Raw genomic sequence first — 24,053 nt, 5'->3', positions numbered from 1 at the left:
CACCACATCGGCCGCGATCCGTCAAGGATCACGTTCACAGTGCCATCGAACCCCAGGTCGGAAGGCCTTTCTGCGCCAGACTGGCGGGCATGCCCAGCCCTGACGACTATCTCGTGTGCGCCAGCCAGCGCAGCGGGAGCACCCTCCTCGTGGAGTCGCTCGCGGCCACCGGCGTCGCCGGGCGGCCGCAGGAGTTCTTCCAGTACTACCCGTCCTCGTCGCTGTCGCCGCAGCCGCGCGAGTGGTTCGCCGGCGTCGACGATCCGTCGCTGATCGACCTGCTCGACCCGACCGACCCCGCCACCGTCGACCCGCGCGGCCCCGCGCAATGGCGCGACGACGTGCTGCGCGAGGGCCGGACCCCGAACGGCGTCTGGGGCGGCAAGCTCATGTGGAACCAGACGCCCGTCCTCGTGACCCGCACCCGCACCGCTTCGGGTTCGGTACGGACGGCCATCCGCTCGCTGTTCGACGGTGCCGACCCCCTGTACGTGCACGTCCACCGGCCCGACGTGGTCGCCCAGGCCGTGTCGATGTGGCGCGCCGTGCAGACCCGGGTGTGGCGCGACGACCCCGATCACGACCGCGAGCGCGACGAGCGCGCCGTGTACCGCGCCGAAGGGATCGCCCACCTGGCCGGGATCCTGCGCGAGCAGGAGCGGTCGTGGCGGGCGTGGTTCGCGTTCGAGGGCATCACGCCGCTCGAGATCGACTTCCACGAGCTCACCGCCGACCCGCAGAAGACGACGGCGCGCGTGCTGGACGCGCTCGGGCAGGACCCGCACCTTGCTCCCCCGCCGCCGCTCAAGCCCCAGTCGAACGACCGCTCCAAGGAGTGGGCGGAGCGCTACCGCGCCGACGCCGCCGAGAACGGATACCCCCTATGAGCACCGTGACACCCGAACCGATCGCCGCCGTCGACGAGCTGCGCGTCCTCGAGGCCGAGGCGGTGCACATCATCCGCGAGGTGGCCGCCGAGCTGGAGCGGCCGGTCCTGCTGTTCTCGGGCGGCAAGGACTCCATCGTGCTGCTCCGCCTGGCGGAGAAGGCCTTCCGGCCCTCGCCGCTGCCCTTCCCGATCCTGCACGTGGACACGGGCCACAACTTCCCCGAGGTGATCGACTTCCGCGACCGCCGCGTGGCCCCGACCGCGGAGAACCCCGACGGGATCGAGCTCATCGTCGCCTCGGTGCAGGAGTCGATCGACACGGGCCGGGTCGCCGAATCGACGGAGTCCTCCGGCTCGCGGAACCGGCTGCAGACCCGCACGCTGCTGGACGCGCTGGAGGCCGGGAACTTCGACGCCGCGTTCGGCGGCGCCCGGCGCGACGAGGAGCGGGCCCGGGCGAAGGAGCGGGTGTTCAGCTTCCGCAACGAGTTCGGGCAGTGGGACCCGCGGGCGCAGCGCCCCGAACCCTGGTCGCTCTACAACGGACGCATCCGCCGGGGCGAGTCCGTCCGGGTGTTCCCGCTGTCCAACTGGACCGAGCTCGACATCTGGCGGTACATCGAGCTCGAGGGACTGGAGTTGCCGCCGATCTACTACGCGAGCGAGCGCGAGGTCTTCGAGCGTGACGGGATCCTGCTCGCCGTCTCGGAGTTCACGCAGCCGCGTGCCGGGGAGGTCCCGGCCCGCGAATGGGTCCGATACCGCACCGTCGGCGACCTGACCATCACCGGCGCGGTCCGCAGCCGCGCCACCGAGATCCACGACGTGATCGCGGAGATCTCCGCCGCCACCGTCTCGGAGCGCGGCGAGACCCGCGCCGACGACCGCACGTCGGCGGCGGCCATGGAGGACCGGAAGAAGGAGGGGTACTTCTGATGACGGACGTACTGGCACCACCGACCACGCGGCAGCTGCTGCGCCTCGCCACCGCGGGCTCCGTCGACGACGGCAAGTCGACGCTCATCGGCCGCCTGCTGCACGACACCGGCAGCCTGCCCACCGACCACCTGGACGCCGTCACCGACGGCGACGAAGTGGACCTCGCGGCGCTCTCCGACGGCCTGCGCGCCGAGCGCGAGCAGGGCATCACCATCGACGTGGCCTACCGCTTCTTCTCCACCGACACCCGCAGCTACGTGCTCGCCGACACCCCCGGCCACGAGCGCTACACCCGCAACATGTTCACCGGCGCGTCCAACGCGCACGTCGCGATCCTGCTGGTGGACGCGCGCAAGGGCGTGTTGCGCCAGACCCGCCGGCACGCCCGCATCGCGACACTGCTCGGCGTGCCGCACGTCATCGCCGCCGTGAACAAGATCGACCTCGTCGACTTCTCCGCGGAGCGGTTCGCGGAGGTCGAGGCGGAGCTCGCCGAGCTCGCCGTCCGGCTCGGCCTGGGCGCGATCCCCGCGATCCCGCTGGCCGCCAAGCTCGGCGACAACGTCGTGCACCGCTCGGCGCACACGCCCTGGTACGACGGCCCGACGCTGCTCGAGCATCTCGAGGCCGTGCCCCTGCGGGCACCGTCGGCGGTCGCGACCGAGCTGCGCCTCCCGGTCCAGTGGGTCTCCCGGCCCACCGCCGAGCGGCGCCGACGGTACGCCGGCCGCGTCGCCGCCGGCACGCTGACCGTGGGCGACGAGGTACTCGTCCTGCCGTCGGGCAGCAGGTCGACGGTGACCGCACTCGACACGCTCGACGACGACCGCGCGACGGCCGTCGCGCCGCTGTCGGTGTCCGTCGAGCTGGCCGACGACATCGACGTGGGCCGCGGCGACGTGCTCATCTCCGGCGCCGACGGCGCGCACCTGCCGGTGAACGCCCGCGAGCTGGAGGTCACCGTCTGCTGGCTGGCCGAGAAGCCCCTGCGGGCCGGGGACCGCGTGGCGCTCAAGCACGCCACGGCGACGGTGCGCGCGACCGTCCAGTCGCTGGAGCGGCGCCTGGATCCGGAGACGCTCATCGAGCAGGTGGGGCCGAGTGAGCTGGCGCTCAACGACATCGGGACCGTGACGCTGCGGACCTCGTCGGTGGTGGTGGCCGACCCGTACGCGCAGAACCGGGACACCGGCGCGCTGATCCTCATCGACGAGGCGAGCAACGACACCGTCGGCGCGGGCACCATCACCGAGGCCCGCGAGGTGGTCCCCGGGCAGGCGACCCGCAACGACATCCGCTGGCACCCCAGCTCGTTGGGCCGCGCGGAGCGCTGGGCGCGGACCGGGCAGCGCGGCGCGACGGTGTGGTTCACGGGGCTGCCGGCGTCCGGCAAGTCGACGGTGGCGGTCGCCCTGGAGCGGGCGCTGGTCTCGCGGGGCCGCGTCGCCTACCTCATCGACGGCGACAACATCCGCCACGGGATCAGCGACGACCTGGGCTTCTCCCCCGGCGACCGCGCGGAGAACATCCGCCGCGTGGGGCACCTGACGCGCCTGTTCGCGGACGCGGGCGTCATCTCGATCGCGTCGCTGGTCTCGCCGCTGCGGTCGGACCGGGACATCGCGCGGGAGCTGAACCTCGCGGCCGAGATCGACTTCCTCGAGGTGCACGTCTCCACGCCAGTGTCGGAGTGCCGCAAGCGCGACCCGAAGGGCCTCTACGCCCGCGCGGACCGCGGCGAGCTCCGCGGCCTCACCGGCGTCGACGGGCCGTACGAGAAGCCCGAGGACCCGGACCTGCGGTTCGACACCACCGGCGCCGACACCGACGAGCTGGCGCAGCGGGTGATCGCGTTGCTCGTTCGGCGGGGAATACTCGAGGAGTGAACTGCTGCACGCCCGAGGGCCCGGATCTGCCGCCGCACACCGGCGCGGCGCCGGGCGGCGGCGTGGCGCCGGTCGGCGGCGCGCACCCGATCGCGCAGGCGCACGTCCCCGCCGGGGCGTTCGCGATGGGCGACGCGCACGGCGACGGCTACCGCGCCGACGGCGAGCTCCCCGTGCACCGGGTCGTGCTGCCGGGCTTCGCGATCGACGCGACGACGGTGACGGTCGCCGCGTTCGCGGCCTTCGCCGACGCGACCGGGTACGTGACCGACGCCGAGCGCTTCGGTGCCTCCGCGGTCTTCCACGCGAGCGCGGCGGACCCGTCGGCCGGGGTGCCGGTGGCGGGCACGCCGTGGTGGCTGACGGTGCCGGGCGCGACGTTCCGCGCGCCGGGCGGGCCGGGCACCGTCGGACTGGACGACCATCCGGTCGTGCACGTCTCGCACGCCGATGCGCTGTCCTACTGCGCGTGGGCCGGGCGGACCCTGCCGACCGAGGCGCAGTGGGAGTACGCGGCGCGCGGCGGCCTCGACGGCGCCCGCTACCCGTGGGGCGACGAGCATCCGGCGCCGGGCCGGGACTGCAATGTCTTCGTCGGCGCCTTCCCCGAGCCCGACGGCCCCTTCGGGACGGTGCCGGCCGCGTCGTACGCGCCGAACGGCTACGGCCTGTACCAGGCGGTGGGGAACGTGTGGGAGTGGTGCGCCGATCGGTATTCCGCTCGCTACTACCGGGTTTCGCCGGAACACTCGCCCGCCGGGCCGGACCGCGGGACCGCCCGGGTGCTGCGCGGCGGCAGCCACCTGTGCCACGACTCGTACTGCTACCGCTACCGCGTGGCGGCCCGCAGCCACAACACCCCGAGCTCGACGGCGAGCAACATCGGATTCCGCACCGTGTCCGATTCCGATATCGTGATTTCATAGATCCGATATACGCCGGCGGTGCGATGGTCGAGGATCCAGACCGGCGAGATCACCACCACCGCACTGGAATCGTTCACGACGGGCGGGAACTTCCTCGCAGCATGCGCACCGCAGCTCCTCGAGGCCCTCTACTCCACACGTTCTCCTCGTGAATGGGAGTCGGAGTACGCCGCCAAATGGGAGTTCCTCGATGTGCTCCACCCCGGCATCGAAACCCACGCCGTCTCCGTGGAGTTGCAGCGTCGCCTCTGGCGTTCCGGCACGGTGCGCTCGGCCGGCCCCGTCGACACGATGATCGCCGCGATCGCCATCCGGCACGATGCGGTCGTCGTGCACCGGGACAGCCACTACGAGCGGATCGCGGAGGTGGCGTCCGAGTTCCGTCAAGTACGGGCGTAGGCCGGGCGGCCACGGCGCCGGGTCAGGCCCGGGCGACGCGGTCCGTGAAGCTCCCGTGGAATCCGGGGAAGAAGCCGGTCGGGCCGGTGGCACGCGCGATCGGACCCGCGTCCACGTGCCGCGCGTCGAAGACGTGCAGCCCGGTGCGCGACGCGTCGACGTCGGTGACCAGGGTGAGCAGCCAGCCGTCGTCCTCGGCGGCGCCGTCGACCGCGGGCACGAACAGCGGCTCGCCGACGGCGTGGCCCGGTTCGTAGGCGAAATGCTGCTCGGCGCCGGTGTCGTGGTCGATCTTGTACACCCCGTTGGTCGCATCGGGCGCCGCGTCGAGGGTGGCGTAGTAGCCGTAGGAGTAGGGCCTGCCGGTGCGGCGCTGATCGTGCTGCGGCAACTCCAGCCGGTGCTCATTGAGGTCGCGCACCGTGACCCCCGCGGGCGTGATCGTCACGCGCGCACTGCATCCGCCGATGTTCTCCGTGGTCGTGCGGAACTCGCGCGCCGGCAGGAAGAAGTCGTCGGGATCTGCATATCGCACGACGTCCACGTGGACGTCGCCGCGCTCGTCCTCGAAGGCGTTCGTGATGTGGATGTACATCAGGTCCTCGTCGAGTGCCTGCTCGATGGGCGCACCGCCGTCACGAGGAACGAGGACCACCCGGGTGGGCCGGTCCGAGTGCCACCGGGCCGCCTGCTCCTGCGGCACCTGCAGCGCCGCAACAGGATCGACCGTGAGCGGGGAGATCAGGAAGACGAGGAAGCGCTCGGTGATGGAGAAGTCGTGCTGCACGTGGAGCGCGGTCAGAGGCACCGTCGCGAGCACCGTGGTCCGCCCGTCCGGCCCGGTGCGGAAGCACTTGAGCCCGACGGGGAGTCGCGGAAGGAGGCCGGGGACGAAATCGAGACCGAAGTTGAACATCTCGCCGGTGACCGGGTCGATGCGCGGATGCGGGGAGAACCGGCCGAAGGTCGACAGCGACCCGTCGAGCGTGCACACGCCGACGGTCGCGAGGGTGTCCGGGTCGAGCTCCCAGGGCTTCCCCGCGTCGGACAGCGCGAGCAGCCGGTCGGCATGGACGACCGCGTGGGTGTTGGCGGCGTCGGCGGGGAGCTTCAGGTTCCGCCACCAGCCCGGCACCGTGTTGCCGATGCCCTTGATCCGCGCGCCCTCCCCCGCCTCCTCCTGCCGGTACTTCGGCGTCCGGACGTACCGGGAGCGGAACCGGACGCGCCCCTCGTCGAGCACGTACTGCGAGACCATGCCGTCGCCGTCGAAGGGGTGCCGGGCGACGAAGCCGCCGGCCTCGAACCGAACCGGCCCGTTGCGGTACAGGGTTCCCCGCAGTCCCGCGGGGAGCGCGCCGTCGACGTCCAGCTCCTCCGCGACGGGCGTCTCGGGCGGACTGGTCCGATACAGGTCTCCGACGGTGATCGACATGGCTCTCCCGGGGTACGAACGACTGTCGATACGATTAAATTACTAGTTGTATCAACTGTGCGGCGGAACGGGCGAGCACGAGGGAAGAACGCAGGTGGATCCGCGGCCCGTCACCGACCGGCGGCACGCGCCTCCGCCGGGGCGGCGTGCTCGGTCGGCACGAGCTCGCGACGCTCGCCCTGCGGGCGGCGCGACGGCAGTGGAACCTCGTCGGCGTCGGGCTCCGCGCGGCCGGCGAAGAACGCCGCCATGAAGGCCTCGGCGATCGCGGTGCCCTCGGCCTCGGTCGGCAGCACGTCGCCGGTGTCCTCGCGCCAGGTCGCGAGCACGCCGGCGAGGCGGCGGGCCACCCACTGGTAGGCGGGCTCGTCGACCACGTTGCGCCGCTCGTACGGGTCCACGACCAGGTCGTACAGTTCCCGACGGGGCCGCGGCGCGGCCGTCTCGTACGGGTCGAGCGAGGCGGCGGAGGAACTGTCGGCGATGTCGAGCGGCAGCAGCAGCGCGGGCCGGTCGGCGTAGTTCTCGATGTAGCTGAACTGCTTGGTGCGCACGGCGCGGATCGGGTCGTACGCGTCGTGGTAGGTCTTCTGCGTGAACAGCCCGGCGCGCACCTGCTCCCCCGTGGGCTCCAGCAGCTCCGCCGCGTGGGTCTCCCCGTCGACGTCCTCCGGCAGTGGCAGGCCGAGCAGGTCCAGCACCGTCGGAGTCAGGTCGACGCCCGAGAACAGGTCGTCGTAGACGCGGGGCGCGAGCCCGAGGGAGCGAGGCGGGCGCGCGATGAAGGCGACGCCGGTGCCCTCGCCGTAGAGGGTCGACTTCGCCCGCGGGAACGCGAGGCCGTGGTCCGTGATGAACAGGATCCAGGTGCTCTCGGCGAGACCCAGTTCGTCGACGGTGTCGAGCAGCCGCCCGACGGCGGCGTCGGCCTGCGTGATGCTGCCGTGCAGCCCGGCGAGGTCCTCGCGGACCTGCGGGGTGTCCGGAAGGAAGCCGGGGACGCCGATCGCGTCCGGGTCGGCGGGCTCGTACTGGTCGACGGGGTACGGGCGGTGCGTCTCGAAGAAGCCCGCCGTGAGGAAGAAGGGCTCCTCATGGCCGACGGCGTCGGCGAGCCACTCCTGCGAGCGCGCGACGACGTACTCGCACAGCGAGTCCGAGACGTCGGCGGTGTCGAACCCGAGGCGGGTGGGGTCCGCGCTCTCGTGCTGCATGCCGAACAGGGCGCTGCGGTACCCCGCCTCGCCGAGCAGCGACGGCAGGGTGCGCACGTGGTCGCGGTACTCGAAGCCGTGGTGCGCGAGCCCGACGAGGCCGTTGCGGTGCGGGTGCAGGCCGGTGAACAGCGAGCCGCGCGCGGGCGAGCAGAGCGGCGCCGTCGCGTGCGCGTCGGAGAAGCGGATGCCCTCCGCGGCGAGGCGGTCCAGGTTCGGGCTGACGACGCCCTCCGCGCCGTAGCAGGTGAGGTGGCGGCCCAGGTCGTGCCAGTGCACCAGGATCACGTTCTCCCGGGTGCCGCTACCCACCTGCTTCTCCACCATCCCTCGACGTTGCCACAGCTCGCCCCGCCGCGGCGAGCTTTGCGATCACCCCGACTGCAATTGAACGACGTTCTGCAGAGGAAACCCGCAGGTCAGATTCTCCAGAACGTCGTTCAATCGGGGAGGGGGGTCACTGGAGGGCGATGTAGCGGGTCTCCAGGTACTCCTCGATGCCCTCGCTGCCGCCCTCGCGGCCGAAGCCGGAGGCCTTGACGCCGCCGAAGGGGCCGGCGGGGTCGGAGATGACGCCGCGGTTCACGCCGACCATGCCGGCCTCGATCCGGTCGGCGACGCGCAGCGCGCGGTCCAGGTCCTTGGTGAAGATGTAGGCCGCCAGCCCGTACTCGGTGGCGTTCGCGGCGGCGACGCCCGCGTCCTCGTCGGCGAAGGCGACGATCGGCGCGACGGGGCCGAAGACCTCCTCGGTGAGGATCCGGGCGTCGGCGGGGACGTCGGCGAGCACCGTCGGCGGGAAGAAGTGGCCGGGCCCCTCGGGCGCGACCCCGCCGAGCCGCAGCGACGCGCCCTTCGCGACCGCGTCCTGCACCAACTCGGAGACGGTGGCCTGCTGGTCGGCGGAGACGAGCGGCCCGATGCTGACGCCGTCGTCGGTACCGCGGCCCAGGACGTACTTCCCCATCCCGTCGACGAGCTTCGCGGTGAACTCCTCGACCACGGACTCGTGCACGTGGAAGCGGTTGGCGGCGGTGCACGCCTCGCCGCCGTTGCGCAGCTTGGCGAGCAGCGCCTGCGCGACGGCGTGGTCGACGTCGGCATCGTCGAAGACGACGAACGGCGCGTTGCCGCCCAGCTCCATCGACGTGCGCAGGATCCCGGGCGCCGACTGCGCGACGAGCGCGGCGCCGACCTCGGTCGAGCCGGTGAAGGTGAGCTTGCGCAGCCGCGGGTCGGCGAGCAGCGGGCCCGTCAGCGCGCCGGACTTCGAGGTCGGCAGCACGGAGATCACTCCGTCCGGGACGCCCGCGTCGCGCAGCACCTCGGCGAGCAGCAGCATCGTCAGCGGCGTGAGGCCGGCGGGCTTGACCACCATCGTCGCGCCGGCGGCGAGCGCGGGCCCGATCTTGCGGGTACCCATGGCCAGGGGGAAGTTCCACGGGGTGATCGCGAGGCACGGCCCGACGGGGGCCTTGCTCACCAGGATCCGTCCGGTGCCGGCGGGCGCGGGCGTGTACCGGCCGGCGATGCGCACGGCCTCCTCTGAGAACCAGCGGAAGAACTCCGCGCCGTACTTGAGCTCGTTGGCCGACTCGGGCAGCGCCTTGCCCATCTCCAGCGTCATCAGCAGGGCGAAGTCGTCGGCGCGGGCGTGCAGTCCCTCGTACGCCGCACGCAGGATCTCGGCGCGCTCGCGGGCGGGCGTCGCGGCCCAGGCCGGGCCCGCGGCGACGGCCGCGTCGAGGGCCGCGGCTCCGTCCTCGGGCGTGGCGTCGGCGACCTCGATCAACACCTCCTCCGTGGCGGGATCGTGCACCGGAAAGGTTGCGCCCGAACTCGAATCGCGGAACACCCCGTTCACGAAGATCCCGGTGGGGATGCGGTCGAGGAGGTCACGGACGCGCTGCTCGGTTGCCATACCGCCACCCTAGCTCCGCGCCGAGGGCGCGCGCAGGGCCTTGTCCCGGCGCCCGCTGTGACCTCGTCCGTGAACCGCCCGCGGCGGCGCTCCGGACACTAGGCTGACGCCATGAGCGACAGCGACATCACCGCGTCCACCGCCTGGCGGAACCTCGTCGATCACCACCGCGAGATCGCCGGGACCACGCTGCGGGAGCTGTTCGCCGCCGACCCTGACCGCGGCTCCGACTTCGTCTTCGAGGTGGGCGATCTCTACATCGACTACTCCAAGCACCGCGTCACGCGCGAGACGCTCGGCCTGCTGACCGCTCTCGCCGACGAGGCCGGGGTCGCCGCCCGGCGCGACGCCATGTTCGCGGGCCAGCACATCAACTCCACTGAGGACCGCGCCGTCCTGCACACCGCGTTGCGCGCACCGTCGAGCCTGGACCTGCAGGTGGACGGGCAGGACGTGACCGGCGACGTGCACGACGTGCTGGAGAAGATGGGCGCCTTCAGCGACGAGGTGCGCTCCAAGCGGTGGCGCGGCGCGACGGGCGAGCCCATCACCGACGTGGTGAACATCGGCATCGGCGGCAGCGACCTGGGCCCCGCGATGGTCTACAAGGCGCTGCGCGCCTACGTCCAGCGCGGCCTCACCTGCCACTTCGTCTCCAACGTCGACCCGGCCGACATCTCGGCCACGCTGGCGCAGCTCAACCCCGCGACCACCCTGTTCATCGTCGCCTCGAAGACCTTCTCCACGCAGGAGACGCTCACCAACGCGCACGCGGCGAAGGCCTGGCTGCTGGAGAAGCTCGGCGTCGGCGAGGAGGCCGTGGCGAAGCACTTCGTCGCCGTCTCCACCAACGCGGAGCGGGTCGCGGCCTTCGGCATCGACACCGCGAACATGTTCGGCTTCTGGGACTGGGTCGGCGGCCGCTACTCCGTGGACTCGGCGATCGGGCTGTCGGTGATGATCGCCGTCGGCCCCGAGCGGTTCGCCGAGTTCCTGGCCGGATTCCGCACCGTCGACGAGCATTTCGCGACCGCGCCCGCCGAGGCGAACGCGCCGCTCATGCTCGGGCTGATCGGGCTCTGGTACTCGGACTTCTTCGGCGCGCAGTCCCGCGCGGTGCTCCCGTATGCGCAGGACCTGGCCCGCTTCCCCGCCTACCTGCAGCAGCTCACCATGGAGTCGAACGGCAAGTCGGTGCGGGTGGACGGCACGCCCGTCACCGTCGACACCGGCGAGATCTTCTGGGGCGAGCCGGGCACCAACGGCCAGCACGCCTTCTTCCAGCTGCTGCACCAGGGCACGCGGCTGGTGCCGGCGGACTTCCTCGGCTTCGCGCAGTCCACCGACGACCTGCCCACCACGGACGGCGTCGGCACCATGCAGGACCTGCTGATGAGCAACCTGTTCGCGCAGACCAAGGTGCTCGCCTTCGGCAAGACGTCGGACGAGATCGCCGCGGAGGGCACCGATCCGGCCGTGGTGCCGCACAAGGTGATGCCCGGCAACCGGCCCACCACCACGATCCTCGCGCCCAAGCTCACCCCGTCCGTCGTGGGCCAGCTCATCGCGCTCTACGAGCACCAGGTGTTCACCGAGGCCGCCGTCTGGGGCATCAACGCCTTCGATCAGTGGGGCGTCGAGCTGGGCAAGGTGCAGGCCAACGCGCTGCTGCCCGTCATCGCGTCCGACGGTGCGCCCGCCGCCGACCTCGACTCGTCGACCGACGCGCAGGTGCGCTGGTACCGCGCGCAACGCGGCCGCGCGGTCTGAGCCGCGGGGCGGGACCGCCGGGGCTGGACCGCCGGGCCGGGCCGCCGGGTTAGGGCCGCCGGGCTAGGGCCGCTCCGTCGCCGCCCGCTCGCGCCACGGATTCGTGAGCCGGGCGGCCGCCTCGGCCAGCGCAGTCGTCACGGCGGCGACACGCGCATCGTCGAGCTGCTCGGTGGGGACGGCGACGCCCAGGCCCAGCGGCGGGTCGCCCGGCGCCCACGCGGGCAGGGCGACGGCGATGCCGGTAAGGCCCAGCGTGCCGCGGCCGGGGTCGATGGCGTAGCCGCGCTCGCGGACGCGGGCCAGCTCCGCGCGGATCGCGGCGTCGGTGATCTCGGTGCCGTCGACGGCGCTGCGCGCGGGCACGGCGGTCGCGAGGATCGCGTCGAGTTCCTCGTCGGGCAGGCTCGCGAGCAGGGCCTGCCCGGACGCCGTGAAGACGGCGGGCAGCCGCGAGCCGAGCGGCGTGCCGAACCGGTAGGGCACCCGGCCCTCGTGCCGCGCCAGGTAGAGGGCGTGGGCACCATCGAGCATGGCGATCTGGACCAGCTCGCGGTGCAGCACGGGCGACGCGGAGATCACCGGGAAGAACTCGCGGACCTGGTTGAACTGCAGCGCGTACGCGCCACCGATCTCCGCGGTACGCCTGCCCAACGAGAAGCCGCCGGGCACGCGGCGGATCATGTCGCCGTCCTCCAGGGCCTGGCACAGGTTGGCGCAGGAGGACTTGGCGATGCCCAGGCCGCGGGCGAGGTCGCTGAGGCTCAGGGCCGGGCTCTCGGACTCGGCGAGCAGCGAGAGGATGCCGATCGCGCGGGTCACCGCGGGCGCCGGGGCCCGCGGGCCCTCCGGGGAGGCCATCAGTAGAACTCCACCGTGTCGACGACGTTCGCCATCGGCGCACCGTCGAGCAGGGCGGTCGCGTTGCGGGCGAAGAGGCGGGCGATGCGGGTGCCCTCCTGCCGGCTGAGCGCCGCGGTGTGCGGGCTGGCGAGCACGCGGGGATGGCCCCAGAGCGGGCTCTCCTGCGGGAGCGGCTCGGTCGCGAAGACGTCGAGGGCGGCGAAGCCGACCCGCCCGTCATCGAGGGCGGCGAGCAGCGCGTCCTCGTCGATGACGGTGCCGCGGCCCACGTTGGTGAGCAGGGTGCCGGGGCGCAGGCCCGCGAGCAGCTCGGCGCCGATCAGCTTCTCCGTGGCGGCGGTGCCGGGCAGGGTCACGATGATGGCGTCGGCCTGCGCGGCCGCCTGGGCGAGGTCGTCGAGCGGGATCACGCGGTCGACGTTCTCTACGGGGCGGCCGCTGCGGGAGGTGCCCCAGACCGTCGATCCGCAGGCCTTGAACCGGGCGGCGGTCGCGGCGCCGATGCCGCCGAGGCCCACGATGAGCACCGTCATCTCGTCGAGGTGGCGCATGGCCCAGCGCTCGGCGGGCCAGTGCCGGGCGGCCTGGTCGGCCTCGAGGCGGCGCAGGTCCTTGGCGCCCGCGAGTATCCCGAACAGGGCGAACTCGGCGAGGGTGGAGCCGTGCACCCCGGCGCTGGTGGTGAAGGCGACGCGCTCCAGCTCGGCCGGGGTCAGGCCCGCGGCGCGCACCTGGGCGCCGCCGCCGGCCGCGGTCGCGTGCACCCAGCGCAGCGACGGATTGGCGCGGACGGTCGCGGCGAGCCGGGCGGGGCTGACGTCGGGGAGGCCGAACAGGGCGTCGGCGCCGTCGAGCAGAGCGGTGAAGGCGGCCTCCTGCTCGGGACTACGGGTGAAGGCGGGGTCGCCCTCCCAGTCGGCGTCCCACCGGGAGGGTTTGTTCAGTGAGTGGTCGCGCAGCAGCTCGACGCGGGGCTCGAGCCGCTCGATGAGCAGGCAGTCGTCCTCGGGCAGGTCGACGGCGAGGGCGGCGCGGAGCGTGGAGGTCATGCGGCGAGTCTAATCAATCGGCCAACATATTGAACGCGATTCGCTAGGTTGGACGAATGACGGAGGTTTCGGCCCCCTTGAACGGGGTGACGGTCGGCGTGATCGGACTCGGCGCCATGGGCGCCCCCATGGCGCGGCACCTCGCCCGCGGCCACGGGAGCGTGCACATCACCGCGCGGCGCTCGCGCCCCGACCTCGTCGCCGACGGTGCCGTGCAGCACGACGGCGCCGCATCGCTCGCCGCCGTCGCCGACGTCGTGCTCCTCATGCTGCCAGATCTGCCCGAGGTGGAGGAGGTGCTGGCGGGCGGGCTGCTCGCGGGCGACCGCCCCCTGCTGCTGCTCATCGGCTCCACGTCCTCCGCGCCCGGCGTCCGAGCCCTCGCCGAGCGCCTCGACCGCGAGACCGCGGGCCGGGTCCGCGTCGTCGACGCCCCCGTCTCGGGCGGCGACGACGGCGCGATCGCCGGCACGCTGTCGATCATGCTGGGCGGCACCGAGGAGGACTGCGCGCTCGCCGCCGCGGTGCTGGCGCCGTGCGGCACGCCGGTGCGGCTGGGGCCGCTCGGGGCGGGGCAGGTCGCGAAGGCCTGCAACCAGCTGGTGGTCGCCGCGACCATCGCCGCCCTGGGCGAGGCGACGGTGCTGGCCGACCGGTCGGGCATCGACCTCGGCACGATGTGGGACCTGCTCGGCGGGGGCTACGCCGCCTCGCGCCTGTTGGACACGCGCAAGGAGAAGCTGGTCACCGGCGACGACACCCCGTCGGGGATGGCGAAGTACCTGCTCAAGGACTTGAAGTCGGGGGCGGAGGTCGCCGCCGCCACGGGCACGGAGGCGGCGCTGCTGCCCGCCCTGTTGGCCGAGTTCGAGGAGATCGTCGCCGCCGGGCTGGGCGAGCGCGACATGTCCGTCACCCGGCGGTTCGTCGCCGAGCGGAAGCCGTCGGAGTAGGGCTCACGGCTCCTTGGGGATCTGCCAGGTGCCGTTCGCGTTGCAGCTGAGCACGAAGCCCTGGCTGCGCTCGAGCGCGAGCTTGCCGACGTTGTAACCGGCGCAGCTCTCGCCGATGCTGCCCCGGGCGTAGTCGCTGATGTCCGGGTCGGCGTGGACGGGGGCCGCGGCGACGATGAGCGCGACTCCGGCTGCGGAGGCGATCGTGGCTGTCTTGATGAATGTGCGCATTTCGCACCACCTTTCGTCCCTGCTAACGCTAGGAACTTCGGTGTCGCGGCACATCCGGGCCGGGCCCCCACGTTTCGGGGCGGCGCCTCAGGGGTGGGCCCCTAGTCCTTCCGGGGGATCCGGTCGGGGCTCAGATCAGGCGGCGGGTGACCTCGTCCGGGGCGTGCCGCAGCACGGCACCGATCGGCGCCCAGGGCCACGGCGGCACAGCGGCCTCGCGCGGCGCTCGGTCGATGGCCTTGACGATGGCCTTGACCCCCTGATCGAGCGGGACCATCAGCGGCGTCTTGAGGCCGTCAGTGATCGCCGTCTCGATGTAACCGGGCTTGATCACGGTGATCTTGATCGGCCCGTTGGGGAACTCCGCCTGCATGCCCTGGCCGAGTGCACTGAGGCCCGCCTTGCTGGCCGCGTACGCCGTGCCCGCACCGGGGTGCCCGCGCTCGCCCGCGATCGAGGAGACCAGGACGAGGTGGCCGTGGCCCTGCGCGCGGAAGATCTCGAGCACCGCCTCGGCCTGCGCGAGGGCGCCGGTGAGGTTGGTCTGCACCGTCTCGATATTGGCCCTGGCATTGCCGGTACCGACCGAGGCGCCCTTGCCGATGCCGGCGTTGATGATCGCCCGGTCGAGGCCGCCGAGCCGCTCCGCGATGTCGGCGATGGCGACGGGCACGGCGTCGAAGTCCGTGACGTCGAGCCGGCCGACCTCGACGGCGCCGGCCTTGGGGCAGGCGGTGAGCTCGGCGCGCAGGGCCTCGAGCCGGTCGAGGCGGCGGGCCAGGAGCCCTACGTCCTCGCCGCGCTCCGCATACGTCCGAGCCATGCCTTCGCCGAGACCGGAGCTGGCTCCGGTGATGAGGATCCGCATTCGCCCACCTTAGCGACTGCATCGTCTCCGCCGCCGTGTTCGCCGCGGGCGAGCGCCGGGCCGCCGAGTCCGGTCTTCGCGAACAGCTGGATCAGCGGGCCGACGCCCACCGCGTACAGCACGGTGCCGATGCCGAGGGTGCCGCCGAGCAGGAAGCCCACGATCACGACCAGGACCTCCATCGACGTGCGCACCACCCGCACGGAGCCGCCGGTGCGGGCGACGAGCCCTGTCATCAACCCGTCGCGCGGGCCGGGGCCCATGCCGGCCCCGATGTAGAGCACCGTCGCGAAGGCGTTGAGGACGATGCCGCCCAGCATCATCGGGACCGCGACGACCAGCGCGGGGTTCTCGGGGAACAGGGGCGCCATGGTGTCGAAGGCGACGCCGATGACGATCACGTTGGCGACCGTGCCGAAGCCCGGCTTCTGCCGGATCGGGATCCACGCGAGCAGCACGAGCGCGCCGACGACGATCGACGTCACCCCCACCGACAGGCCGATCTTCTCCGCGAGCCCCTGGTGCAGCACGTCCCACGGCATGTTGCCGAGGCCCGCGCGCAGGATCGCGACCATCGCCGTGCCGTACAGCCACAGGCCCACGAACAGCTTCATGAGTCGAATCATCATGACACTCACTCTGACGCCAAGTGGCATGGCAATCCATAGCCAGTTCTGAGATACTGGCCTCATGTTCCCCTCAACTGGCACTGTCGGCGCGGCCGCCCTGGTCCGCCAGCTCGGCTCCTGGAAGCCCGACGGTCCGCGCCCGGCCTACCTCGCGCTCGCCGAGGCGCTGCGCCTGCTGGTCCTGGACGGACGGGTCCCCGTCGGGACCGCGCTGCCGAGCGAGCGCGCCCTGGCCGCACACCTCGAGGTCAGCCGCACGACCGTGACCACCGCGTACGCCGAGCTGCGCGACAGCGGGCACCTGCAGTCCCGGCAGGGCGCGCGCAGCGTGCTCTCGCTGCCGCACGCCGTGCCCGCCGAGCCCGCGGACACCGGCCCCGAGGCCGACCTGATCCGGCTGAACATCGCGGCGCCGTCGGCACCGGACCAGATCGTGCACGACGGCTACCGGCACGCACTCGCGTGCGCGCCGCCCTACCTCGCGGGCATCGGCCTCTACCCCGGCGGCGTGCGGGCGCTCAAGGAGGCGATCGCGCGGCGGTACACCGACCGCGGCCTGCCCACCGCGGAGGAACAGATCCTCGTGACCTCCGGCGCCCAGCACGCGCTGCGCGTCGTGCTGGACACGCTGGTCCATCCGGGCGACCGCGTCGTCATCGAGCAGCCGACGCACCACGGCACCATCCTCGCGCTGCGCCGGCACAATGCGCGGCCCGTCGCCGTGGGGCTGCACCCGGAGCACGGCTGGGACCTCGACCAGCTCGAGGCCGTCGTGAAGCAGCAGAATCCGCGGATCATCTTCACCATCCCCGACTTCCACAACCCGACGGGGCTGCTGCTCGACGAGGCCGGGCGCCGGCGGCTCGGCGAGATCTCCGCGCGCTACCGCGTGCCCGTGGTGGTCGACGAGACGATGGCCGAGCTCGCGCTCGACGTTCCCACTCCCCCGCCCGTCGCCGCGTTCGCGCCGCGCGGCGCCCGGATCATCACGCTCGGGTCGGCGAGCAAGACCATCTGGGCGGGCCTGCGGGTGGGCTGGATCCGCACCGAGACCTCCCCCGATTCGCTCACCGCCGCCCGCTACGACATGGACCTCGCGGGCGCCGTCTTCGAGCAGCTCGCCGCCGGCTACGCCCTCGACCACCTCGCCGACTTCCTGCCCGGGCGGCTGGATTCGCTGCGAACGGCGCGGGCGGTCGCGCTGGACGCGGTCGCCGAGCACCTGCCCGGCGCGACGGTCTCCCCCGGCGTCGGCGGGCTGTGCCTGTGGGTGACGCTGCCGCGGCCCGTCGGGACCGCCACCGCCGCGGCCGCCGCGGGCCTCGGCGTGCGCATCGCCGCCGGCTCCGCCTTCGGGGTCGACGGTGCCCTCGAGCGCAACATCCGCATCCCCTACTCGCTGCCGCCTGACCAGCTCGCCCAGGCGATCGAGCTGGTGGGCACCGCGTACCGTCGGGCGACGGGCGGCGCGACGATGCCCGACCTCGAGGGGCAGCTCGTCGTGTGAAGTGGACCACTCCCGGGAATCCTTGGGACCGCGGTCCGGTTGAACGCCTCAGAACCGACGACCTCCGCTGGAAGGGACCCCGACATGGGACAGAACAACACCGCACGTGACCTCGGGCTCCTCGCCCTGCGTACCGCCGTCGGCGGCGCCCTCGCGTACCACGGCGCGCAGAAGCTCTTCGGGGTGTTCGGCGGCCACGGCCTTGAGGCCACCGGGCAGGGCTTCGAGTCGATGGGCTTCGCGCCCGGCAAGCCGAACGCCGCCCTCGCCGGCGCGGGCGAGCTGGCCGGTGCCGCCCTCGCGCTCGGCGCCGCGACCCCGCTGGCCGCGGCCGGCGGCGTGGGCGCGATGCTGGTCGCCGCCGAGGTCCACCGCCCGCAGGGCTTCGCCGCGCAGGGCGGCGGCAACGAGTACCCGATCACCCTCGGCGTCGCCGCGGCCGCGCTGGCGCTGACCGGCCCCGGCAAGTACTCGGTCGACCACCTGCTGGGCGACCGCCTGAACAAGCCGTGGATCGCGGCCCTCGCGCTGGGCGGCGCCGTCGCCGGCGGCGCGGTCACCATCGCCCGCCGCAACGCCGTGCTCGCGCAGGCCGAGGCCGTGTCCCAGGAGATCGAGGACGAGGCCGCCGAGGGCGACTTCCTGCTCGGCGACTACGACCCGGAGACGGGCACGAACGACGGCGCGGACAAGCTCATCAAGTAGTCCCCGCCGCCGCGGCACTCACCGGCCGCGAAAGAGCGAATGCCGCCGGACCCCTCACCCAGGGTCCGGCGGCATCGTCGTCTGTGCGCGGGCGCGCAGCTCAGAAACTACAATTCTGCGGGACCACACGTGTTCCAGCGCACGCGCGACGCCGCAGAAGGCGACATCGTGAGGAGCCCGGCCTCAGCGGAACAGCCCGGCCCCCAGGAAGTCGTCCGCACCCCGCACCCCGGGGACGGCGAAGAAGTAGCCGCCGCCGAACGGGGTCACGTAGTCGGTGAGCGGCTCGTCGATCAGGCGCTTCTGCACCTCCTCGAACTGCGCCTCGACGTCCTGCTGGAAGCACAGGAAGACGTGACCGCACGCCATGTTGCCGTTCATGTCCAGCCCCAGGTCGTAGTTGTACGACCGGCGCACCAGGCGCTGCTTCTCCGTCTTCTCCCCCTCGCGCGGGTTCGCCAGGCGGATGTGCGAGTCCATCGGGATCACGTCGCCCTCGGGGTCGGCGGCGTAGTCGGGATCGTCGGTCTCGGCGGCACCGTCGAGCGGGGCGCCGGAGTCGCGGCGCCGGCCGAACATGCCCTCCTGCTCCGCGATCGAGACGCGGTCCCAGAACTCGACCATCATCCGGATCAGCCGCACCACGAAGTACGTGCCGCCGGTCGCCCACGCGGGCTCGCCGCCGCCCGTCACCCAGATCAGCTCCTCCGCCTGCGATCCGACGGGGTTGGCGCTGCCGTCCTTGAAGCCCATGAGGTTGCGCGCCGCGCCCTCGGGCCGCGGCGGTGCGCCGTAGCCCTGCATCTTCCACCGCAGCTGCATCGCGCCGCGGGTGTGCTTGGCGATGTCGCGCAGCGCATGGTGCACGGTGTCGGGGTTATTGGCGCAGAACTGCAGCACCAGGTCGCCGTGCATCTGCGCGGCGTCGGGCTGGTCGTTGGGGAAGACCGTCATCGGCTTGAGCTTCGCGGGCTTCTTCGCGCCCAGCCGGAACCGGTCGTCGAACAGCGACGAGCCCACGCCGAGCGTGATCGTCAGCCCGTCGGCGGGGACCACGGGCCCGAGCACCGCGCTGTCCGCGGGCGGCTTGCCCACGCCCAGGTTCGCCGGGGTGCCGCCCGCGGTGAGGAAGCGCGCGCGGTCGGTGATGGTCCGCAGCAGCTTCTCCAGGCCCGCGCGATCGGTGATCACGTCGAACGCCGCGACCATGAGGGCCGCCTGCTTCTCCGCCGGGGCGGGCGTCAGGATGCCGGACTGGTGCTCGCCCTCGAACGGGTAGGAGTCGCGCACCGTCGGGCCCGAGGACTGCGCCGCGTCGCTGCGCGCGCCCCCGGCCAGCACGCCGCCGACGGCGGCCACGCCCACGGCGCCGACCGCCGCGCCCTGCAGGAACTTCCGCCGGCCGGTGCCGGTCGTCGTCTCATCGCTCATGCTTGGGGATCTCCAGGAGGTTGGGCACGGCGGACAGGGTCTCGAGGGCCTGCCCGACGGTGCCGTTGATCTTCTGCCGCAACGCCAGCGGCGGAGCCTCGAGCGGCGGGTAGGTGCCGTCGGGCCGCTTGACGGCGTCGAGGGCCTTGGTGATGTCGTCCAGCTCGCGACGAGCGGTGGACACCAGGTCCGGGACGCGCGGCGCGAGCAGCGGCTCGAGCACGCGGAGCACGGCGCGGGTGGCCTCGACGTCGGCGGCGGTCGCGGCGTAGCCGGCGTGCGCCCCCTGGTCGCTGACACCCGTGAGGTGGTCGCGCAGCGCGTCCTCGAGGATCTCCTGGGCGCGCTTGGTGAGCGTGATCGGGTCGCCGGCGATGTCGTCGGTGCGCAGGTCGGCGCGGACCTTCGTCAGGCCCTCGAGGGTCTTGTCGACCTGCGCCGTCAGCGCCGCCGACGGTTCGCCGGTCCACAGCCCGTACTCGATGCGCCGGATGCCGGAGAACTCCGGATCGCGGACCCCGTCGGCGAAACCGTCGGGCAGGCCCGCGACGGCCGTCCCGGCCTCGCCGAAGCTGTTGTACGAGGCGCCGACCTTCTCCCACGCGGTCATGGCGTCGAGCCACGCCGCCTTGGCGCCCGCGGTGTCGCCGCCGCCGAGCGCGGCCTTCACGCGGTTCAGGGCGGATTCGACGGCGGGGAGCACCGTCAGCACGTAGTCCTGGTACTTCGCGTTGGCGCCGTCGAGATCGTCCTTGGTCACGCGCGCGACGGCCTCCGGAGCCGCACCGCCGCCAGTCACGGTGAACTGCTCGGAGCGGGTCTCCTTCTGCCCTGCGAGGTAGCAGACGAACTGGTAGCTCCCGCCCCCGAGCGTCGCCGACAGGTCGGCGGTGGTGGCCGGCCCGAGGGTCTCGATCTCGCCGACGACGGCGTCGCCGCTGTCGACGAGGGTGATCTCGCCCGACTTGCCGGACTTGTTGGTGATGGTGATGCGCTGCTGCCCGGCCGAAGCGCCGCTGAAGCCCTTGGCGCAGTCCGCCTCGGTGACGGTCACCGCGCCCGCGGCGGCGGGCTTGGCCGGCAGGATCGCGATGATCAGGCCCGCGACGAGCAGCGGCACCAGCACGACGACCGCGGCCGCGAGGCCGGTGCGCGTGCCCGCGAGGCGCGCGGCCCAGGCCTCGAAGCGGCCCTTCTCGCCCGGCGTCGCCGGTGCGGGCTTCGTGCCGAGGAAGATCCCCAGCACGACCACCAGGTAGGCGAGCCACGCGAAGACCTGCAGCACCGTCATCTTCGGCGCGAGGTTGGTGATGCCGCCGATCAGCGCCACCCACCACGAGTCGGTGCTGATGCTGCCGGCCAGGTCGAACGCGATCCAGGTGCGGCCGGGCAGGACGCCGGCGTTCTGCAGGTCGCCGAGGCCGTAGGCGAGGACGCCCGCGGCCACGACGATGAGCAGGATCGCGGTGTACCGGAAGAACGTGGCGAGGTTCAGCCGCACGGCCTGCCGGTAGAGCAGCACGCAGATCCCGAATGCCACCGCGAGGCCCAGCGCCGCGCCGACGGCGGGGCCCACCGCGTCGCCCGAGGCGCGGGCCGCGGTCCACAGGAACAGCGTGGTCTCCAGGCCCTCGCGCGCGACCGCGAAGAACGCGGTGAGCACGAGCGCACCCGCGCCCAGCACCATCGCGGTCTCGACGTCGGCGCGCAGTTCCTTGGACAGCGACGCCGCGGTGCGCCGCATCCAGAAGATCATCATCGTCACGAGCAGCACCGCGAGCACGCTCAGCGTGCCCGCGACGACCTCGCGTGCCGTGGCCGACAGCTCCGACGTGGTGAAGGTCAGGATCGCCCCGAAACTCACCGACAACGAGGCCGCGCCCAGCGCGCCCAACCATACCGGCACCCGCGAACCGCCCGACTTCTTCACGGCGGCGAGCAGGATGCTCACGATCAGTCCCGCTTCCAGGCCTTCACGCAGGCCGATGAGGAAGTTCGGGACGGCATCACCCCAGTTCATGCCTAGAAGGTAAGGCACGCCTTCAATCGACTATGCAGCGATGCCTAACCTCAGGGCGGTTTGGGCTCATTTCAGCAGTTTCGACATCCGACGGTCCGCCAGCACCTTGCCGCCCGTCTGGCACGTGGCGCAGTACTGGAAGGAGCGGTCGGCGAAGGAGACCTCGCGCACGGTGTCGCCACAGACCGGACAGGGGCTGCCGGTGCGGGCGTGCACCTTCATCCCGGAGCGCTTCTCCGCCTTGAGGGTGGCGACGTGCTGCCCGACGGACCGCTCGACCGCGTCCTCGAGCTCGGACCGCATGGCGGCGTACAGGGCGTCCGCCTGCTGCGCATCCAGGGACTTCGCCGCCGCGAAGGGCGAGAGCTTCGCGGTGTGCAGGATCTCGTCGGAGTAGGCGTTGCCGATGCCCGCGATCGTGCGCTGGTCGCGGAGCAGCGTCTTGAGCTGCGCGCGCGAGCCGGCGAGGATCGCGCCGAACTCGTCGCGGGTGACGGCCAGCGCGTCGGGGCCGAGCGTCGCGACCATCTCGATCTCCTGCGGGTCGTGCACGATCCACACCGCGAGCCGCTTCTGGGTGCCCGCCTCGGTGAGGTCGAAGCCCTCCCCCTCGGGCCCGACGTGCACGCGCAGCGCGATCGGCGACTTCCCGCCGGGTCTGAGCGGCGTCGGGGAGAGCTTCTCGGACCAGCGCAGCCACCCGGCGCGGGAGAGGTGCACGACGAGCGCGAGGGCCTCGTCGCCCTTGCGCGCATCGAGGATGAAGTACTTGCCGATCCGGCGCGTGCCGGTGACGGTGGCCCCGACCAGGTCGTGCGGGCCCGGCGCATAGGTCTTGAGCACGGACAGCGCCGCCACGTCGACCCGCCGGACCTGCGTGCCGACGGCCTTGGCGCCCACGTAGTCCGCGATCGCGGTGATCTCGGGAAGCTCCGGCATACAGCCACTCTAGGGTGGGGGTATGACCTTCTTCGGCCGTTCCGACGGTGGCGCCCTGTCCGACATCGAGCTCGCGGCCGAGATCGCCGACGGTGCCGGGCGGATCCTGCAGTCCATCCGGCACGGTTCCCTGCTCGACGACGGGGTACTGGGCGACACCGGCGACCGGCTCGCGCAGGCCTGGATCGCCCGCGTCCTGCGCCGGCACCGGCCGAACGACGCGGTGCTCTCGGAGGAGGCGCCGGACTCCACCGAACGGCTCTCGGCCGAGCGGGTGTGGGTCATCGACCCGCTCGACGGCACCCGCGACTACGCGGCCCACCGTCCCGACTACGCCGTGCACGTCGCGCTCACGCAGGGCGGGCAGCCGGTGCACAGCGCGGTCTCGCTGCCCGCGATGGACCGGGTGTTCCGCTCCGACACTGTCACCGCGCCGACCGGGGCGTTGACGGGCAACCTCGCCCTGTCGCGCAGTCGCGCGACGCCCGGCATGTTCCGGGTCGCGGAGTCGCTGGGCCTGCAGCCCGTCTCGCTGGGTTCCGCCGGGGTGAAGACGATGGCCGTCGTGACGGGGCAGGTCGACGTGTACCTGCACGCGGGCGGCCAGTACGAGTGGGACTCCTGCGCTCCCGTCGGCGTCGCGCGCGCCGCGGGCCTGCACTGCTCGCGCCTCGACGGCAGCGAGCTCACCTACAACAACCCCGACCCCTACCTCCCCGACCTGGTGGTCTGCCGCCCGGAGCTGGCGGAGAAGGTCCTCGACGCGCTGAACTGAGCGCATGAGCGGGTGGACGGGGTCGGTGCACCTCAGCGTGGGCGCGCTCGCCTACGACGGCGCCGTCGGCACGACGGGGCGGCACCGGCACGCGGCGTGGCAGCTCCTCTCCCTCCGGTCCGGAACGGTCACCGTCACCGTCCAGCCGCCCGACGGTCCTCCGCGCGCCCGGGAGGGCGTGACCGCCTTCGTGATCCCGGCGGGCACCGTGCACGCGATCGGCCCGGTCTCGCCGGACGCGGCGGGGCTCACCGTCTACCTGGATCCGGACGCGGTGCCGGCGGACCTCCCCGAGGCGCCCACGGAGGCGGAGCTGCGGGCGCTGGCGACGGCGCGGGACGGGCTCCGGCCTGTGCATCCGTACGTGCGGTCGGCGCTGGACGTGGTGGCGCGGCGGCGATCCGAGCCCCTGTCGCTGACCACCGTGGCGGCGGAGATCGGGGTGTCGGCCTCGCACCTGAGCCGGCTGTGGCGCCGCGACCTGGGCCTCGCCTTCCCGGCCTGGGTGCGCTGGTCACGCCTGCGCGCGATGGCCGAGCGGGTGCGCGACGGGGCGTCGATCACCGACGCCGCGCACGCCGCGGGCTTCGCGGACGGGGCGCACGCCAGCCGGGTGTGCCGGGAGATGTTCGGCCTGTCGCCGCAGCAGTTGCTGGCCGCCCTCGGCTGATCCGATCGATCCGTACAAGCCCGGCGGCCGGTC

22 protein-coding genes are annotated in these 24,053 nt (G+C 72.7%); 11 read left to right on the top strand and 11 right to left on the bottom strand.

The genetic code is table 11. The annotated features are described in order from the left end of the window. The first annotated feature begins 89 nt into the window (after nucleotides 1-89). From LB823_RS16795 to LB823_RS16775, 5 genes are all read left to right on the top strand, one after another. Nucleotides 90-887, top strand: a complete 798-nt coding sequence (locus tag LB823_RS16795; protein WP_224649004.1) for a Stf0 family sulfotransferase — start codon at nucleotides 90-92, stop codon at nucleotides 885-887. Continuing rightward, nucleotides 884-1,825, top strand: coding sequence for a sulfate adenylyltransferase subunit CysD (gene cysD, locus LB823_RS16790; protein WP_224649002.1), 942 nt, complete (start codon nucleotides 884-886; stop codon nucleotides 1,823-1,825). Before LB823_RS16795 ends, cysD begins: the two co-directional genes overlap by 4 nt. Then, on the top strand, nucleotides 1,825-3,714 hold the full coding sequence (gene cysC, locus LB823_RS16785; protein WP_224648991.1) for an adenylyl-sulfate kinase: 1,890 nt from the start codon (nucleotides 1,825-1,827) through the stop codon (nucleotides 3,712-3,714). Before cysD ends, cysC begins: the two co-directional genes overlap by 1 nt. 125 nt (nucleotides 3,715-3,839) lie before the next feature. After that, a complete protein-coding gene (locus LB823_RS16780; protein ID WP_374201342.1) occupies nucleotides 3,840-4,640 on the top strand; it encodes a formylglycine-generating enzyme family protein in 801 nt (266 codons plus the stop codon). Between the two features lie 18 nt (nucleotides 4,641-4,658). Further along, the gene (locus LB823_RS16775) at nucleotides 4,659-5,039 is read left to right on the top strand and encodes a PIN domain-containing protein (protein ID WP_224648964.1); all 381 of its coding nucleotides are present in this window, start codon (nucleotides 4,659-4,661) and stop codon (nucleotides 5,037-5,039) included. A gap of 22 nt (nucleotides 5,040-5,061) precedes the next feature. Here the strand turns inward: LB823_RS16775 and LB823_RS16770 are convergent, their stop codons facing one another. The 3 genes from LB823_RS16770 to LB823_RS16760 all read right to left on the bottom strand — a co-directional run bounded on the left by LB823_RS16770 (nucleotide 5,062) and on the right by LB823_RS16760 (nucleotide 9,609). Beyond that, on the bottom strand, nucleotides 5,062-6,474 hold the full coding sequence (locus LB823_RS16770; protein ID WP_224648950.1) for a carotenoid oxygenase family protein: 1,413 nt from the start codon (nucleotides 6,472-6,474) through the stop codon (nucleotides 5,062-5,064). Between the two features lie 110 nt (nucleotides 6,475-6,584). Next, on the bottom strand, nucleotides 6,585-8,015 hold the full coding sequence (locus LB823_RS16765; RefSeq protein WP_224648948.1) for a sulfatase: 1,431 nt from the start codon (nucleotides 8,013-8,015) through the stop codon (nucleotides 6,585-6,587). Nucleotides 8,016-8,145: 130 nt separating this feature from the next. Next, the gene (locus LB823_RS16760; RefSeq protein WP_224648946.1) at nucleotides 8,146-9,609 is read right to left on the bottom strand and encodes an NAD-dependent succinate-semialdehyde dehydrogenase; all 1,464 of its coding nucleotides are present in this window, start codon (nucleotides 9,607-9,609) and stop codon (nucleotides 8,146-8,148) included. Between the two features lie 111 nt (nucleotides 9,610-9,720). Between LB823_RS16760 and pgi the strand changes: the two genes are divergently transcribed. Continuing rightward, the gene (gene pgi, locus LB823_RS16755; RefSeq protein WP_224648944.1) at nucleotides 9,721-11,379 is read left to right on the top strand and encodes a glucose-6-phosphate isomerase; all 1,659 of its coding nucleotides are present in this window, start codon (nucleotides 9,721-9,723) and stop codon (nucleotides 11,377-11,379) included. A 63-nt stretch (nucleotides 11,380-11,442) separates the two neighbouring features. Here pgi and LB823_RS16750 read toward each other — a convergent pair whose 3' ends face one another. Further along, nucleotides 11,443-12,240: an IclR family transcriptional regulator gene (locus LB823_RS16750; RefSeq protein WP_224648942.1), complete on the bottom strand. Its 798-nt coding sequence runs from the start codon at nucleotides 12,238-12,240 to the stop codon at nucleotides 11,443-11,445. Continuing rightward, nucleotides 12,240-13,292, bottom strand: a complete 1,053-nt coding sequence (locus LB823_RS16745; protein WP_224648940.1) for a D-2-hydroxyacid dehydrogenase — start codon at nucleotides 13,290-13,292, stop codon at nucleotides 12,240-12,242. Before LB823_RS16745 ends, LB823_RS16750 begins: the two co-directional genes overlap by 1 nt. Nucleotides 13,293-13,348: 56 nt before the next feature. On the opposite strand from LB823_RS16745, the gene LB823_RS16740 reads away from it, so the two are divergent. Next, the gene (locus tag LB823_RS16740; protein WP_224648937.1) at nucleotides 13,349-14,245 is read left to right on the top strand and encodes an NAD(P)-dependent oxidoreductase; all 897 of its coding nucleotides are present in this window, start codon (nucleotides 13,349-13,351) and stop codon (nucleotides 14,243-14,245) included. A 3-nt stretch (nucleotides 14,246-14,248) separates the two neighbouring features. Here LB823_RS16740 and LB823_RS16735 read toward each other — a convergent pair whose 3' ends face one another. The 3 genes from LB823_RS16735 to LB823_RS16725 all read right to left on the bottom strand — a co-directional run bounded on the left by LB823_RS16735 (nucleotide 14,249) and on the right by LB823_RS16725 (nucleotide 15,973). After that, nucleotides 14,249-14,476 carry a hypothetical protein gene (locus LB823_RS16735; protein ID WP_224648935.1) on the bottom strand — a complete coding sequence of 76 codons (228 nt, stop codon included), beginning with the start codon at nucleotides 14,474-14,476 and terminating at the stop codon, nucleotides 14,249-14,251. A gap of 130 nt (nucleotides 14,477-14,606) precedes the next feature. Further along, nucleotides 14,607-15,344, bottom strand: a complete 738-nt coding sequence (locus tag LB823_RS16730; protein ID WP_224648932.1) for an SDR family oxidoreductase — start codon at nucleotides 15,342-15,344, stop codon at nucleotides 14,607-14,609. After that, complete coding sequence (locus LB823_RS16725; protein ID WP_224648930.1) at nucleotides 15,263-15,973, bottom strand: YitT family protein; 711 nt, start codon at nucleotides 15,971-15,973, stop codon at nucleotides 15,263-15,265. Before LB823_RS16725 ends, LB823_RS16730 begins: the two co-directional genes overlap by 82 nt. Before the next feature lie 61 nt (nucleotides 15,974-16,034). Here LB823_RS16725 and LB823_RS16720 point away from each other — a divergent pair, with 61 nt between their 5' ends. Then, nucleotides 16,035-17,480, top strand: coding sequence for a PLP-dependent aminotransferase family protein (locus tag LB823_RS16720; protein ID WP_224648927.1), 1,446 nt, complete (start codon nucleotides 16,035-16,037; stop codon nucleotides 17,478-17,480). Between the two features lie 84 nt (nucleotides 17,481-17,564). Next, nucleotides 17,565-18,185: a DoxX family protein gene (locus LB823_RS16715; protein ID WP_224648925.1), complete on the top strand. Its 621-nt coding sequence runs from the start codon at nucleotides 17,565-17,567 to the stop codon at nucleotides 18,183-18,185. A gap of 183 nt (nucleotides 18,186-18,368) precedes the next feature. On the opposite strand, the gene efeB is transcribed toward LB823_RS16715, so the two are convergent. The 3 genes from efeB to LB823_RS16700 form a co-directional block, all read right to left on the bottom strand. Next, nucleotides 18,369-19,616 carry an iron uptake transporter deferrochelatase/peroxidase subunit gene (gene efeB / locus LB823_RS16710; protein ID WP_224648923.1) on the bottom strand — a complete coding sequence of 416 codons (1,248 nt, stop codon included), beginning with the start codon at nucleotides 19,614-19,616 and terminating at the stop codon, nucleotides 18,369-18,371. Then, entirely contained in the window at nucleotides 19,606-21,636 is a 2,031-nt protein-coding gene (gene efeU / locus LB823_RS16705; protein WP_224648921.1) for an iron uptake transporter permease EfeU, read from the bottom strand. Before efeU ends, efeB begins: the two co-directional genes overlap by 11 nt. 66 nt (nucleotides 21,637-21,702) lie before the next feature. Further along, nucleotides 21,703-22,575 (bottom strand): DNA-formamidopyrimidine glycosylase family protein, encoded by an 873-nt coding sequence (locus LB823_RS16700; RefSeq protein ID WP_224648919.1) that lies wholly within the window; start codon nucleotides 22,573-22,575, stop codon nucleotides 21,703-21,705. A 22-nt stretch (nucleotides 22,576-22,597) separates the two neighbouring features. On the opposite strand from LB823_RS16700, the gene LB823_RS16695 reads away from it, so the two are divergent. Then, complete coding sequence (locus tag LB823_RS16695) at nucleotides 22,598-23,350, top strand: 3'(2'),5'-bisphosphate nucleotidase CysQ (protein ID WP_224648917.1); 753 nt, start codon at nucleotides 22,598-22,600, stop codon at nucleotides 23,348-23,350. A 4-nt stretch (nucleotides 23,351-23,354) separates the two neighbouring features. Beyond that, nucleotides 23,355-24,020 carry an AraC family transcriptional regulator gene (locus tag LB823_RS16690; protein ID WP_224648913.1) on the top strand — a complete coding sequence of 222 codons (666 nt, stop codon included), beginning with the start codon at nucleotides 23,355-23,357 and terminating at the stop codon, nucleotides 24,018-24,020. The last annotated feature ends 33 nt before the right edge of the window (nucleotides 24,021-24,053 follow it).

Origin of the sequence: Tsukamurella sp. M9C (assembly GCF_020169415.1) — a bacterium.
GTDB lineage: Bacteria > Actinomycetota > Actinomycetes > Mycobacteriales > Mycobacteriaceae > Tsukamurella.
Note: the sequence above shows the minus strand (reverse complement) of the source record. Positions and strands in the feature narration are given on the sequence as shown.